The sequence below is a fragment of the Phenylobacterium sp. T106 genome (assembly GCF_057219735.1).
The window spans coordinates 86,202-100,721 of record NZ_JBXVWA010000009.1 but is presented as its reverse complement, the minus strand read 5'-3'; the positions used below and the strand labels follow the sequence as shown (position 1 = coordinate 100,721).

At 71.7% G+C, this 14,520-nt stretch carries 11 protein-coding genes; 6 read left to right on the top strand and 5 right to left on the bottom strand.

Going from position 1 to position 14,520, the window contains the following annotated elements; all coding sequences use genetic code 11:
- Positions 1-13: 13 nt before the first annotated feature.
- From AC2D8W_RS18605 to AC2D8W_RS18595, 3 genes are all read right to left on the bottom strand, one after another.
- A complete protein-coding gene (locus AC2D8W_RS18605) occupies positions 14-793 on the bottom strand; it encodes an SDR family NAD(P)-dependent oxidoreductase (protein ID WP_293485932.1) in 780 nt (259 codons plus the stop codon).
- Between the two features lie 82 nt (positions 794-875).
- Entirely contained in the window at positions 876-1,577 is a 702-nt protein-coding gene (locus tag AC2D8W_RS18600) for a nucleotide-binding protein (protein WP_484672783.1), read from the bottom strand.
- Positions 1,578-1,780: 203 nt separating this feature from the next.
- Complete coding sequence (locus AC2D8W_RS18595; RefSeq protein ID WP_484672782.1) at positions 1,781-2,548, bottom strand: competence/damage-inducible protein A; 768 nt, start codon at positions 2,546-2,548, stop codon at positions 1,781-1,783.
- Positions 2,549-2,596: 48 nt separating this feature from the next.
- Between AC2D8W_RS18595 and sfsA the strand changes: the two genes are divergently transcribed.
- The 6 genes from sfsA (at position 2,597) to AC2D8W_RS18565 (ending at position 12,160) form a co-directional block, all read left to right on the top strand.
- Positions 2,597-3,304 carry a DNA/RNA nuclease SfsA gene (sfsA, locus tag AC2D8W_RS18590; protein WP_484672781.1) on the top strand — a complete coding sequence of 236 codons (708 nt, stop codon included), beginning with the start codon at positions 2,597-2,599 and terminating at the stop codon, positions 3,302-3,304.
- Between the two features lie 275 nt (positions 3,305-3,579).
- On the top strand, positions 3,580-4,932 hold the full coding sequence (locus tag AC2D8W_RS18585) for an MATE family efflux transporter (protein WP_484672780.1): 1,353 nt from the start codon (positions 3,580-3,582) through the stop codon (positions 4,930-4,932).
- Between the two features lie 105 nt (positions 4,933-5,037).
- Positions 5,038-5,856 (top strand): type I methionyl aminopeptidase, encoded by an 819-nt coding sequence (gene map / locus AC2D8W_RS18580; RefSeq protein WP_484672779.1) that lies wholly within the window; start codon positions 5,038-5,040, stop codon positions 5,854-5,856.
- 56 nt (positions 5,857-5,912) lie between these two features.
- Positions 5,913-7,559 (top strand): tetratricopeptide repeat protein, encoded by a 1,647-nt coding sequence (locus AC2D8W_RS18575; RefSeq protein ID WP_484672778.1) that lies wholly within the window; start codon positions 5,913-5,915, stop codon positions 7,557-7,559.
- A gap of 105 nt (positions 7,560-7,664) precedes the next feature.
- On the top strand, positions 7,665-8,546 hold the full coding sequence (locus tag AC2D8W_RS18570; protein ID WP_484672777.1) for an ABC transporter ATP-binding protein: 882 nt from the start codon (positions 7,665-7,667) through the stop codon (positions 8,544-8,546).
- Between the two features lie 14 nt (positions 8,547-8,560).
- Positions 8,561-12,160 carry an ABC transporter permease/M1 family aminopeptidase gene (locus AC2D8W_RS18565; protein ID WP_484672776.1) on the top strand — a complete coding sequence of 1,200 codons (3,600 nt, stop codon included), beginning with the start codon at positions 8,561-8,563 and terminating at the stop codon, positions 12,158-12,160.
- 98 nt (positions 12,161-12,258) lie between these two features.
- Here AC2D8W_RS18565 and AC2D8W_RS18560 read toward each other — a convergent pair whose 3' ends face one another.
- Positions 12,259-13,131 carry a DMT family transporter gene (locus AC2D8W_RS18560; protein WP_484672775.1) on the bottom strand — a complete coding sequence of 291 codons (873 nt, stop codon included), beginning with the start codon at positions 13,129-13,131 and terminating at the stop codon, positions 12,259-12,261.
- Positions 13,132-13,134: 3 nt separating this feature from the next.
- A complete protein-coding gene (locus tag AC2D8W_RS18555; protein ID WP_484672774.1) occupies positions 13,135-14,487 on the bottom strand; it encodes an NtaA/DmoA family FMN-dependent monooxygenase in 1,353 nt (450 codons plus the stop codon).
- Positions 14,488-14,520 lie beyond the last annotated feature (33 nt).

Here is a 14,520-nt window from a genome sequence, read left to right as displayed (position 1 = left end):
GACGACGGATCTCTCAGTAGATGGTGTAGCCGCCGTCGATGACGAAGCTGTCGCCGGTGTGGAACTTCGAGGCGTCCGAGGCGAGGTACACGGCGATGCCGGCGAAGTCCTCCCATTCGCCCCAGCGGCGCATGGGCACGCGGCCGATGACCTTGTCGTTGAACTTGTCCCACTTCTGCGAGGCGGCGGTCATGTCCGTGGCGATCCACCCGGGCAGGATCGAGTTCGCCCGGACGCCGTAGCGGGCGTACTCCACCGCCAGGCCGCGCACCATCGACAGCACCGCGCCCTTGGTGGAGGCGTAGGCCTCGTTCCGCGGCGCGCCGTGGATGGCCGAGGTGGACGACGTCACCACCAGCGAGCCGCCGGGATCGCCGGCCTTGGCCCGCTCCACCATGTGGCGCACCGTCTCGCGGAAGGTCCAGAACACGGCGTCCAGGTTCACGGTCGTGACGCGGCGCCAGCGCTCGGTGGTCATCTCCTCGAAGGCCCCGCCGCCGCCGATGCCGGCGTTCGCGGCGCAGAAGTCGATGCGGCCGAACCGCTCGAGCACCTCGGCCACGCCCTTCACCACCGACGCCTCGTCGGCGACGTCGACCTTCTGCACCAGCACCTCGACGCCGTGCGCCTTCAGGCGCGCCTCGGCCTGGGCGTTCTTGTCGGGGTTCTGACCCCAGACGGCGATCTTCGCCCCCGCCTGCGCCATGCCCTCGGCCATGCCGAGCCCGATGCCGCCGTTGCCGCCGGTGACGAGCGCCACCTTGCCGGTCAGGTCGAAGGGCTTGAACGTCATCTTGAAGGATCCTCCCACGATTTGGGGAGGACTAGTCGCGGGCGCCGCGACGTCGGTCAAGCGGCCCTGTCGGGCGAATGCGTCAGGCGGGCCGCAGGCGCAGGCCGGCGCCCAGGTCGTCGTTGGCGGTCCGCATGGGCGCGGGGCGCTCGCCGTTCATCCGCTTCCACACCTGCCCGAACAGGGCGCGGACCTCGCGGGCGGCCGAGCCCTCGGCGTCGATCTCCAGCACCGAGCGGCCCTGGGCGAAGGCGGTCTGGTAGATCATGCGCGAGCGCACGGCGATGGCGGCCACCGGCAGGTTGGCGAAGCGCAGCGCCTCGAAGGCCTTCAGCACCGAGGGCGGCTCCACGCCGGCCCGCGCCGGGGGACACTGGTTCAGCACGATCTGCCCCTCGCGGCCCAGGCGCTGGATCACGGCCACCGACATCACCGCCGCCGCCAGGTCCAGGTAGGTCGGCCGCGCCACGGCCAGGCACAGGTCGGCCACCTTCACCGCCTCGGCCACGTCGGCCTCGGGGGCCGCCGGCGTGTCGATGATCAGGAGCTCGACGCCCGAGCGCCGGCAGGCCTCGGTCAGGGCGAACAGCTTGGACGCGCTGGTCTCGAAGAGCAGCGAGGGGGCCTCCTCGCGGCCCTTGAGCACCTCGTGGGCGCTGCGCAGGGGGTCGGCGTCGGCGAGCACGGCCCGCACGCCCATGGCGCGCGCAGCGAGCGTGAGGTTGACCGCGACGGTCGTCTTTCCCGCCCCGCCCTTGCGGGACATCACGGCAAGCGTCTTCACGCGTACGCCCTCGGCTATGCCGGCGCAGCGTCGGCCGCGCCCCCTCCGGCGCGCATCATGCACATGTTATCCACAGGCGGAAGAGCCAGCCTGTGGATGAGTGCGGGCCGCGGCCCGCCGAACGTCCTAGGCGGGGCGGCGCTGGTCCGAGCGTCCCTGGGCGCGCCCTCCCCCGCAGCCTTACGCCGACCACCGCGCGGGGGTCAGGCAACATCGATCTCCCGTACGTTGTCGATGCCGGCGCCGCGCAGGGCGGCGACGAGCTCCGCGACCGCGCCCGAGAGCGCTTCGGCGTCGCGGCTGCGCACGACGAGGTTCGACCCGTAGCCGTCGGGCCCGAAGAAGGGATAGCTGCCCAGGCTCATGTCCGGATGGGCCTTGGCGACCGCCTCCAGGGGCGCGGCGATGACGCCCTCGCCCGAGCCCTCGACGCGCACGGTCCGCGACACCGTCGGGCGGCCGCCGCGCATCCGCGGCCCCACGTCCTCGAGCATCCCGCGCATGATGGTGGGCACGCCGGCCAGGGTGAAGACGTTGCCGATGGTGAAGCCCGGCGGGCCCTGGACCGGGTTCTTCACCAGGTCGCCGCCCACCGGCACCCGCGCCATCCGCCGGCGCGCCGCATTCAGCTCCTGGCCCCAGCGGCGGGTCATCATCTCGATGATCTCGGGGTGCTCCTCGAGCTCCACCCCGAAGGCCAGCGCCACGGCGTCGGCGGTGATGTCGTCGTGGGTCGGCCCGATGCCGCCGGTGGTGATGACGTAGTCGTAGCGGGACCGGAGCGCGTTCAGCGCGTCGACGATCTCCTCCATCACGTCGGGCACCGTCCGCGCCTCGGCCAGGTCGACGCCGATGACGTTCAGGTAGCGGGCGATGTCGCGCAGGTTGGTGTCCTGCGTCCGCCCCGACAGGATCTCGTCGCCGATGATCAGAACGGCGCAGGTGACGCGGTCGGGAGGAGTCTCAGCCATGGCCGCGATATGGCTTGAGCGTCCGGGCGAGTTCAAGCACCAGGGCGCATGGACTTTCCCTCGCCCCTCGTCCGCGGGACCCTGGTCAGCCGCTACAAGCGGTTCTTCGCCGACGTGGTCCTGGAGGACGGGACCCCGGTCACCGCCCACTGCCCCAACCCCGGCGCGATGCTGGGACTGAACACGCCGGGGCTCGGCGCCTGGCTCTCGAAGTCGGACGACCCCAAGCGCAAGCTCGCTCACACCCTGGAGCTGGTGGAGGCCGACGGCGGCCTCGTGGGGATCAACACCCTGCACCCCAACCGGATCGTGGCCGAGGCGCTGGCGGCCGGCGCGATTCCCGAGGTGGCGGGCTACGCCACGCACCGGCGCGAGGTCAGGTACGGCGCCAACTCCCGCGTCGACTTCCTGCTGGAACACCCGGACCGGCCGCGCTGCTGGCTGGAGGTGAAGAACTGCCATCTGCGGCGCGAAGGGACGCTGGCGGAATTTCCCGACTGCGTGGCGGCGCGCTCGCTCAAGCACCTGCGCGAGCTGACCGCCATGGTGGCGGCGGGCGAGCGGGCGGTCATGCTGTTCGTGGTTCAGCGCACCGACTGCGACGCCTTCGCGGCCTGCCACGACCTGGATCCCGCCTACGCCCGCGGCCTGACCGAAGCCGCCGCGGCGGGCGTCGAGGTCCTGGCCTACCGCTGCGCCATCACGCCCGACGGCGTCGCCCTGGCCGACCGCGTGCCCTGGACCGGGGACGCCTAAGGGGGGCGTCGCCCGTCTCCCTCGTCATCCCGCGGCTCGTCCGCGGGATCCATGTCGGCGGCAGGCTTCGAGGGGCCGGGCGCGCACGGGCGCCTATCCCACCCGCCCCGCAAGCGGACGGATGGGTCCCGCGGACGAGCCGCGGGATGACGGTTGGGTACGGTGGCCTGCCGGCGAAGGCGCAGTCATCTGGCGGGCTCAGAGACTCCACCCCTCAGCGCCTGCCCAGTTCGCCCCCGTGGGCGGACGTTACGGCAAGCGGTCTAGCTTGGCGCATGACCACCGATCCGCATCCGCTGCTCACCGCCCCCGTCGCCAGCACGCTGGCGCGGATGGCGGCGCCGAACCTGATCGGGATGCTGGCGACCACCGCGGTGTCGATCGCCGAGACGGCCTACATCGGCGCGCTGGGACCCGAGCCGCTGGCGGCCGCGGCGCTGGTGCTGCCGCTGATCATGCTCATGGGGATGATGAGCGGGGGCGCGATGGGCGGCGGGGTCTCCTCGGCGATCGCGCGGGCGATCGGCGCGGGCGACGTGGCCCGGGCCGAGGATCTCGCCCGGCACGGCGCCGTGATCGCCCTCGGCTTCGGCGCGGTCTTCACGGTCGGGCTGGCGGTGTTCGGGGCGCCGGTGTTCCACCTGCTGGGCGGACGGGGCGAGACGCTGCAGCTGGCCACCGCCTACGCCGGCGTCGTGTTCTCGGTGGCCGTCGCGGTCTGGCTGGTGAACATCCTGGCCTCGGTCCTGCGGGCGTCGGGGGACATGACGCGGCCCTCGATGGTGATGATCGCGGGCGCCGGGCTGCAGGTGCTGGTGGGCGGCTCGCTCTGCTTCGGCTGGGGCCCCGCCCCGGCGCTGGGCCTGATCGGCGTCGGCCTCGGCCAGGCGCTGACCGGCATCCTGTCCGCCGCGGCCTTCTTCTGGCTGCTGAAGACCCCGCGCGCCCGGGTGAAGCTGAAACTGCTTGGGCCGCTCCGGCGCGACGCCTTCGCCGACATCCTGCGGGTGGGCGGTCCCGCGCTGCTGTCGCCGCTGCAGACGGTGGGCGCGATCCTGATCCTCACCGCCATCGCGGCCCGGTTCGGCACCGAGACCCTCGCCGGATACGGCATCGGGTCGCGGCTCGAGTTCCTGCTGGTGCCCATCGCCTTCTCGGTGGGCGTCGCGTCCCTGCCCATGGTGGGCATCGCCATCGGCGCGGGGCAGGTCGCGCGGGCGCGGCGCGTGGCGTGGACGGCCGGGGTCATGGGCGGCGCCGGCCTCGGCGTGATCGGCGTGCTCCTCGCCCTGTTCCCGGCGCTCTGGGTCAGCGTCTTCACCCGCGATCCCGGCGTCGCCGCCGCCGCCGAGCTCTACCTGCGCATCGCGGGTCCGGCCTTCCTCTTCTTCGGGCTCAACCTGGCGCTCTACTTCTCGGCCCAGGGCGCTGGGCGGATCGGGGGCCCGCTGCTGGCGGGCACCCTGCGCCTGATCGTGATCGCCATCGGCGGATGGCTGCTGGTGACCCACGACGCGCCGGCCTGGACGCTCTTCGCCCTCGTGGCCGCGGGCATGGTGACGGCGGGCGCGGCCTCTGTCGTCTTCGTGGCGATGACGCCGTGGGGGCCCCGGGCGGCGAAGGGGTAGGCCTGAGTCATCCCGCGGCGTCGCCCGGGCGGCCATCGGGACGCGGCGTTCATCGGCGGTTGATTTTCCGTGGTAGGATCGCGACATAGCGCGCCGGAGCACCCCATGACCGACACCCTCGACGCGGAATACCGCACCGGCCAGATCAAGCTGCACGGCCCCGAAGGCTTCGAAGGCATGCGCAAGGCCGGACGGCTCGCGGCCGAGTGCCTGGACATGCTGACGCCCTACGTCGTGCCGGGGGTCTCCACCGGCCGTCTGGACGACCTGGCGCGCGAGTTCATCCTGGACCACGGCGCCCTGCCCGCCTGCCTGGGCTACCGGGGCTACACCAAGACCGTCTGCATCAGCCCCAACCACGTGGTCTGCCACGGCATCCCCGGCGACCGTGCGCTGCGGGAAGGCGACATCGCCAACATCGACGTGACGGTCATCGTCGACGGCTGGCACGGCGACACCAGCCGCATGTACGGCGTGGGCGCGGTGGCGCCGCGGGCCAAGCGGCTGGTCGACGTCACCTACGAGGCGCTGGATCGCGGCCTCGCGGCGGTGAAGCCCGGCGCGCGCACCGGCGACATCGGCGCGGCCATCCAGGCGTACGTGGAATCGATGCGCTGCTCGGTGGTGCGCGACTTCTGCGGCCACGGCCTGGGCCGGGTGTTCCACGACGCCCCGAACATCCTGCACTTCGGCCACAAGGGCACGGGCGAGCTGCTGCGGCCCGGGATGTTCTTCACGATCGAGCCGATGGTGAACCTGGGCAAGCACCCGGTGAAGCTGCTGTCGGACGGCTGGACGGCGGTGACCCGCGACAAGTCGCTTTCGGCCCAGTGCGAGCACTCGGTCGGCGTCACCGAGGACGGCGTGGAGGTCTTCACAGCCTCGCCGACGGGCCAGTTCCGGCCGCCGATCCAGAGCGCCTGACCGCCGCCGACCCGCGGATTCTGGACAGGGCCGCCCAATAGGGCGACGCTTGCGCCATGAAGCTCGCCGTCGCCGCCTGCGCCGCCATGATCGTCGCCACGCCCAGCGTCCTGGGCGGCGCGAACCTGGATCCGACCGTCCTGGGCATCGGGTTCATCTGCGGGGCCGAGGACACGCCCGGCGCCGCCGGCGGCTCGGCGACCGGCGTGATGCGCGCGGGCTTCGGCAACGCCCGCATCGCCGTGGACGGCGCCACGCCCGAGGCCGAAGCCTGGTTCAACCAGGCGATGAACCAGTACCACGCCTTCGCCCACGACGAATCCAAGGCCGCGTTCGCCCGCGCCGCGGCGGCGGACCCGACCTGCAGCCTGTGCGCCTCGGGCGTGGCCCTGTCCCTGGGAGCCACGCTGAACACCGGCATGACGCCCGCGGACCGGGCGGCGGCGCTGGCCGAGGCGCAGCGGGCGGTGCGGCTCGCCCGGCCGGGGGACGCCCGCGCCCGCGCCCTCGCCGAGGCCCTGACGGTCCGCTACGCCGAGACCGAGCCCAAGGGCGGCCGCGAGATGGCCTTCGCCGCGGCGCTGGAGCCGTACCTGAAGGCCGCGCCCGACGACGACATGATCGCCAACCTGGCGGCGCACGCGATGCTGATCCCCGCGCGGCAGGAGAATTACGCGGGCGTGGAGCCGGCCATCGCGCTGATCGAGGGGGTCTTGGCGAAGAAGCCGGACGATACAGCGGCCATCCACTACTACATTCACGCCACCGAGTTCGCCGGGCGCGCGCCCAAGGCCCTGGCCTACGCCGAGCGCCTGGCCGACCTAGCCCCGGGCTCGGGCCACCTCGTGCACATGGGCACCCACACCCTCATGCGCGTGGGCGACTACGACGAGGTGGCGCTGCGCAACGCACGGGCGCTGAAGGTGGACGTCGAGACCCAGCCGCTGCTGCCGACCTCGGGGTCGCTGGCGCAGCGCTACTACCTGCACAACTACCTCTTCGGCCTGGGCGGGGCCCTGATGGCGGGCGACGACGCGCTCGCGCTCAAGTACGCCGACCACGCGGAGAAGGCGTTCCCGGCCGATGCGCCCGAGCGCAGCCGCGTCATCTCGCGGGCGCGCAGCCTGATCGCGCTGGCCCGCTACGCGCCCGAACGCGCGCTGGCCGTCCCCGCCGGCAAGGACGATCCCCGCGTGCTGGCCGTCTACCGCCACTACGCCCGCGGCGAGGCCTATGCGGCCCGCCGCAATGTGCGCGCCATCCGCCGCGAGGCCGCCGCCATCGCCGCCCTGGCCAAGGCCCGGCCGCTCAACGACTACGGGCGCGAAATGGAGATCGCCGAGATCGCCGAGCAGGTGCTGCTGGGCCGGGCCGAGATGGCCGCGGGCCGCCCCGACGCCGCCGCGCCCCACTTCCAGCGGGCCGCGGCAGCCCAGGAGAAGGCCTATCCGGTCATCCGCTTCTTCGACCCGCCGCCGTGGTGGTACCCGGTGCGGCGCAGCCTGGCCGCCGCGCACCTGAAGGCCGGCCGCCTGGACGACGCCGCCCGCGAAGCCCGCGCGAGCCTGGTGGAGTGGCCGCACGACGGCCTGGCGCTGCGCATCCTGGCCGAGGCCGACCGCACCGGGGCGGCCGCGCACCGCGACGCCGCCCGCAAGGCCTACCGCGGCGATCCCTGGAAGGCGCCGCTGGAGATCCTCTGAGGCTCGCTGCCGTAACGGACGGCGGATCGTTACACATCCCTCACTTGCTCCCCCGGGCCGCAGGGGGCAGCTTCGGGCGCAAGGGACGGGGGTGAAGGTGAGCCTATGCTTCTCATCAAGGGCCTGACGCACGTCTATCCGAACGGGACGCGCGCGCTGGACGGAGTCGACCTGGAGATCGGCAAGGGCATGTTCGGCCTGCTGGGCCCGAACGGCGCCGGCAAGTCGACGCTGATGCGCACCATCGCCACGCTGCAGACCCCCACCAGCGGCGCGATCCAGTTCGGCGACGTGGACGTCATCGCCACCCCCGAGGCGCTCCGCCGCACGCTCGGCTACCTGCCGCAGGATTTCGGGGTCTATCCCCGGGTCTCGGCCGTCGAGCTCCTCGACCACATGGCGGTGCTCAAGGGGATCGCGGACCGCGGCGAGCGCAAGGACACCGTCGAGACCCTGCTGCAGCAGGTGAACCTGTGGGAGGTGCGCAAGAAGGCCGTGGCCGGCTACTCCGGCGGCATGCGCCAGCGGTTCGGCATCGCCCAGGCGCTGATCGGCCAGCCCAGCCTGATCATCGTCGACGAGCCCACCGCCGGCCTCGACCCCGAAGAGCGCAACCGCTTCCTCAACCTGCTGGCCGAGATCGGCGAGAACGTGGTGGTGATCCTCTCCACCCACATCGTCGACGACGTGTCGGACCTCTGTCCGAAGATGGCGGTGCTGGCGGGCGGCCGGATCCTCAAGGACGGCGCGCCGGCCGACCTCATCCGCGAGCTCGACGGCCGCGTGTGGCGCAAGACCATCGACCGGCAGGACCTCGCCGCGGAGCAGGCCCGTCACGCCGTGATCTCCACCCGCCTCTCCGGCGGGCGCCTGGTGGTGCACGTCCTGGCCGACGGCGACCCCGGCGACGGCTACGCCGCCGTGCAGGGCGGCCTGGAAGACGTCTACTTCTCCACCCTGGCCGCTTCGCGCCGCCTCGCCGCCTAGGACCGGGTCGCAGCATGTTCGGCAAGATCGCGGCCTTCGAGCTGCGCTACCAGCTTCGGCAGCCGATCTTCTGGATCAGCGCGGTCGTGTTCTTCCTGATGCCGTACATCGCGGTGGCGACCGACAACCTGAACATCGGGGCGCCCGGCAACATCCACAAGAACGCGCCCGTCGCCATCGCCTACACCACGGCGACCATGGCGACGATCTTCATGTTCGCCTCCACGGCCTTCGTGGCGAACGTGGTCACCCGCGACGAGGAGACCGGCTTCGGGCCGCTCGTCCGCTCCTCGCGGCTGAGCAAGTTCGACTACCTGTTCGGCCGCTTCACCGGCGCCTTCGGCGCGATCCTGCTGCTGTTCCTGGCCGTGCCGCTCGGCAACGCCGTGGGCTCGCTCATGTGGTGGATCGACCCGGACAAGCTGGGCCCGGTCATGCCGGCGGCCTATGTCTACGCCTACGTCTGGGTGGCGCTGCCCACGATCTTCCTGGTCTCGTCGCTGTTCTTCGCCGCGGCCACCGTGACGCGCTCGATGATGGCCACCTACGTGGCGGCCGTGGCCTTCCTGGCCGTCTTCCTCACCGCCAGCGTGGTCCTCTCCGACCCCGAGAGGCTGGAGACCGCGGCCCTGGTCGACCCGTTCGGCGCGGCGGCCCTGCAGCTGGTCACGCGGTACTTCACGGCGGCGGACGCCAACACGCTGATCCCGCCGATGGGCGGGGCGCTGCTCTGGAACCGGCTGGCCTGGAGCGCGCTGGGCGCGCTGGCGCTGGCCGGCGCCTACTTCGGCTACCGGTTCGAGGCCCGGCCGAGCCGGCGCGCGCCCGAGCGGCGAGAGGCGGCCGCGCCGGCCGCCCGGCCCGGACAGCGCCCGCTGGCCCGGCCGCGCTTCAACACCTTCACCGCGACCGTGCAGTTCTGGGAGCAGATGCGCTTCGAGGTGAGCCAGACGTTCAAGAGCCCGGCGTTCCTGGTCCTGCTGCTGCTGGGCGTGTTCAACGCCCTGGGCAACCTCCTGGGGCGCGGCGAGCTGGACGGGGCGGCGCTCTACCCCGTGACGCGCTGGGTCATCGAGGTGCTGCAGGGCAGCTTCGTCATCCTGGTCTGGGTGGTGGCGATCTACTACGCCGGCGAGCTCGTGTGGCGCGACCGCGAACGCCGCACCCAGGAGCTGATCGACGCCAGCGCCCTGCCCGACTGGGCGCTGCTGATCCCCAAGGTGGTGGCGATCTGCCTCGTCATGCTGTCGATGATGAGCGTCGCGGCGCTGACCGGGATGCTGGTGCAGCTGGGCCAGGGTTTCACCCAGATCCATCCCGACCGCTACCTGTTCTGGTACGTGATACCCGGCACGATCGACTGGTCGCTGCTGGCGGTGCTGGCCGTGGTCGTCCAGGCGCTGTCGCCCAACAAGTTCGCCGGCTGGGGCGTCCTGATCCTGATCCTGGTTGCCCGGCTGGTGCTGCCCAGGCTGGGCCTCGACCACGCGCTCTACCTCTACGGCGGCAGGCCCGCGTATCCCGGCTTCAACGGCGAGCCGCTGTCGGACATGAACGGCCAGGGCGACTTCGCCGCCATCGCGGCCTGGTTCCGCGCCTACTGGACGGCGTTCGTGGTGCTTCTCGTGGCGCTGGCCTACGCCCTGTGGCCCCGCGGCCGCGAGGCCCGGCTGTCGACCCGCCTGCGCCAGCTCCCGCGGCGCCTGCGCGGCGGCGCAGGCGTGGTCGCGGGCGGCGCGCTCGTGGCCTTCGTCGGCCTGGGCGGCTTCATCTTCCACAACACCAACGTCCAGAACGAGTACCGCACGCGGATCAGCGACGAGGAATGGCTGGCCGACTACGAGAAGGCGTTCCTCAAGTACGAGACCCTGCCGCAGCCGTCGGTCACCGACGTCCAGCTGGAGGTCGAGATCTACCCCCGCGCGCCGAAGCTGGTCGTCGAGGGCGTCTACCACCTGATCAACGACACGGGCGCGCCGGTGCGCGAGCTGCACGCGCGTCTCGACCGCGAGACCAAGGCCCTGCAGATGAGCGTGAACGGAGCCTCGAAGGTCCGGACGTACGACCGCTACAACTACCGCGTCTTCACCTTCGACCGGCCGCTGCAGCCCGGCGAGCGCACGGTGCTGTCGTTCCAGACGGCGATGGGCCAGACCGGGTTCAGGAACTCGGGGAACATGACGCGGGTCGTGGAAAACGGGACCTTCGTCAACAACTACGAGTTCGGGCCCGTGGTGGGGATGGACCGCAGCCGCCTCCTCCAGGACCGCACCAAGCGCAAGAAGTACGGCCTGGTCCCCGAGCTGCGCCCAGCGAAGCTGGAGGACCTGTCGGCGACCCGGCGCAACTACATCGCCGACGCCGACTGGGTGAACGCCGACATCCGCATCACCACCGACGCCGACCAGACCCCCGTCGCGCCCGGCTACCGCATCTCGGACGACACCCGCCAGGGCCGCCGGACCATCCGCTACCGCACCGACGCGCCGGTGCTGAACTTCTTCTCGGTCCAATCCGCGCGCTACGAGATCAGGCGCGAGACCTACAAGGGCGTGGAGCTGGCGATCTACTACGACGCCCAGCACCCCTGGAACGTCGACAAGATGCTGGCGTCCCTGCGGACGGGCCTCGACTACTTCCAGGCCAACTTCAGCCCCTACCAGTTCCGCCAGGCGCGGATCCTGGAGTTCCCCGGCTACGCCCGCTTCGCCCAGGCGTTCGCCAACACCATGCCCTACTCCGAGACGATCGGGTTCGTGGCCGACACCACCAAGCCGGACAAGATCGACTACGTCACCTACGTCACGGCCCACGAGCTGGCCCACCAGTGGTGGGCGCACCAGATCATCGGCGCCGACATGCAGGGCGCCACGAGCCTCTCCGAGACGCTGGCCCAGTACTCGGCGCTGATCGTGATGGAGAAGACCTACGGCGCCGACGGGATCCGCAAGTTCCTGAAGTACGAGCTGGACCGCTACCTCAGCGCGCGCGGCGGCGAGCTGGTCGAGGAGCTGCCGCTCAACCGCGTCGAGAACCAGCCCTATATCCACTACCGGAAGGGCTCGCTGGTCATGTACCTGCTGCGCGACCGGATGGGCGAGGCGAAGGTCAACGCGGCGCTGCGCCGGCTGCTGGACAAGTACGCCTTCAAGGGCGCGCCCTATCCGCGCTCGCAGGACCTGGTGGACGCGCTGCGGGCCGAGGCGGGCGACGACCCGGCGGCCCAGCAGCTGATCACCGACCTCTTCGAGAAGATCACCCTCTACGACCTGAAGACCCGCACCGCCGAGGCGCGCCGCCGCCCCGACGGCCGCTATGACGTGACCCTGACGATCGAGGCCAGGAAGCTCTACGCGGACGGCGCCGGCAAGGAGACCGCCGTGGCGTTCCCGAAGGGCGAGGTGTTCGACCTGGGCGTCTTCACCGCCGAGCCCGGCCAGCCCGGCTTCGGGCGCAAGGACGTCCTGGCCTTCCGCACCACCCCTCTGCGGACTGGCGCCCAGACGATCACGCTCACCGTGGACAAGCCGCCGAAGTTCGCCGGCGTGGATCCCTACAACAAGCAGATCGACCGCGCCTCGGACGACAACGCGATCCGGGTGACGATGCGCTGAGACGGCGGCACGGCGCCGGCCGGCGCCCGCTGGGCGGCGGCGATCGGGGCGCGACATCCGGCCCCGTGATCCAGCCAGCCGCCCGGGCGTCCGCAAGGTCAGGGCGCGCGTGGCCGATGGGCGATGACGAGCCCGATCCCACCGAGGATCAAGACCGACGTCGGCGCGAGCCGGATCGAGAGGCCCTCGCCCAAGGCGAACGCGCCCGCCAGCGCCGTCAGCACCGGGACGCTGAGTTGCACGGACGCCCCCTGGACAGGTGAGAGGGCGGCGAGTGCGGCGTACCAGATGGCGTAGCCCAGGCCCGACGCCAAGGCCCCGGACAGCACCGCGTACGCTATGCCCGCCGGCTCCTGATGGATCCCCGCCGCCGCGGCGAGCACGACCGCCGCCATGGCCATGGGCAAGGCGCGGAGGAAATTCCCCGCGGTCGTCGAAAGCGGGTCTGCCACACCTCGCCCCAGCAGGGAATAGGCGCCCCAGGCCGCGCCGGCCGTCAGCATCAGAAGGGCTCCGGACAGGGGGGGCGCCGAAGCTCCGGGCGCCAGCAGCGCCGCGAGGCCGCCGAGGGCCAGGAGAAAGCCGGTCCATTGCGGCGCCGAGAGCTTCTCGCCTCGGGCCAGGCCTGTGGCCACCATCGTCGCCTGCACCGCGCCGAAGAGCAGCAGAGCTCCCGTGCTGGCGGAGAGGGTCCGGTAGGCCCAGGAGAACGCGCCGGCATAGACGAAAAGGGCCAGCGCTCCGCGCCACGTCCCGAGAATCGGGCCCCGCCTGCGCCTGGCGCCGACGATCGCCCACAGCGTCGCCACGCCGGCGGCCAGCCGTACGAGGGTGAAGCTGGCCGGATCGATCGAGTCCTGGGAGAACGCCAGGCGACAGAGGATGGAGTTGGCGGCAAACGCAGTCATGGCCGCCGCCGTCAGGGCGATGACCCTGGGGCTCAGCCTATCCGCTGCGGCAGGCGGGGACACGCCTTAGGAGCGCCGGTATCGGGCGCCGGGGTGGCGCTGGCCGAGCCGAGGCCCCTCGCCGAACAGCTTCTGGCGGTATGCGCCGGGAGCATAGTCCTGCTTGTAGAGGCCGCGCCGCTGGAGCTCGGGGATCAGGTGCTCGACGATGTCGGAGAATGTCTCGGGCATGACGACATAGGCTAGGTTGAAGCCGTCCAGGTCGGCTTCCTCGGCCCACGCTGCCAGTTCGTCGGCGACGCGCCCGGGACCGCCCACGATGGCGGGACCGCCGCCCCCAAGACCCACCGGCCGCCCGACACGCCGTCCGGCCTGGGCAGGGGGTCCTGCGAGGCCGGCCGCCACCGACTGGATGGCGTTGCTGCTCGCCGCGCCAGCCTTCGCCTCCTTCGGCTTGGACAGGTCGACGCCAGCCCATCCGGACATCATCGCCAGCGTGCCCGCTTCGCTGACATAGCTCTGATACTCGGCGAACTTCGCCTCAGCCTCCGCGTCGGTCGCCGCCGTCACCACCGTAGCGAGGGCGAAGACCAGGATGTCGTCGCGCGAGCGGCCGTTCTGGACGGCCATGTCCCTGAGCCTGACGACATCCGCGGCCATCTTCGCCGGCTCGTTCCCGCCGATGAATACGCACTCGGCATGCCGCGCCGCGAACGCCGTCCCCTTTGCGGATGATCCCGCCTGATAGATCACCGGCGTCCGCTGGGGCGACGGCTCGCAGATGTGCACCGCATCCACGGTGAAGTACTCGCCGTGGAGCTTCACCCGGCGCACCTTCCCGGGATCGGTGAACACGCCCGCCGTCCGGTCGCGCAGGACGGCGCCGTCTTCCCAGCTGCCCTCCCAGAACCCGTACTGGATCCGCATGAATTCCTCGGCGATGTCGTATCGCACGTCGTGCGAGACCTGCCCGGCGCGACCGGCCCCCTTGGCCCCGCTCTCGAGGTAGCCCGTCACGACGTTCCAACCGATGCGGCCGTCGGTCAGGTGGTCGAGGGTCGTCATCCGCCGGGCGAACGGCAGGGGCGGCTCGTGCGAGAGGTTGCAGGTCACGGCGAAGCCCAGGTGCTCGGTGGCCTGCGCCATCGAGGGGATGATCAGAAGCGGGTCATTGACCGGCGCCTGGACAGCCTCGCGCAAGGCCGTGTCCGGCCGGCCCTCGTAGACGTCGTACACGCCGACCACGTCGGCCAGGAACAGGGCGTCGAACCGGCCGCGCTCCAGCAGCCGCGCCAGATCGACCCAGTAGTCCAGGGTCCGATACTCGGAGGAACGGTCGCGGGGATGACGCCACATCCCCTGCGCCTGATGTCCGACGCAGTTCATGGCGAACGCGTTCAGGCGAAGCTCCCGACCCATGACGTCCCTCCTGCTCGCGTGATGCACGTCAGG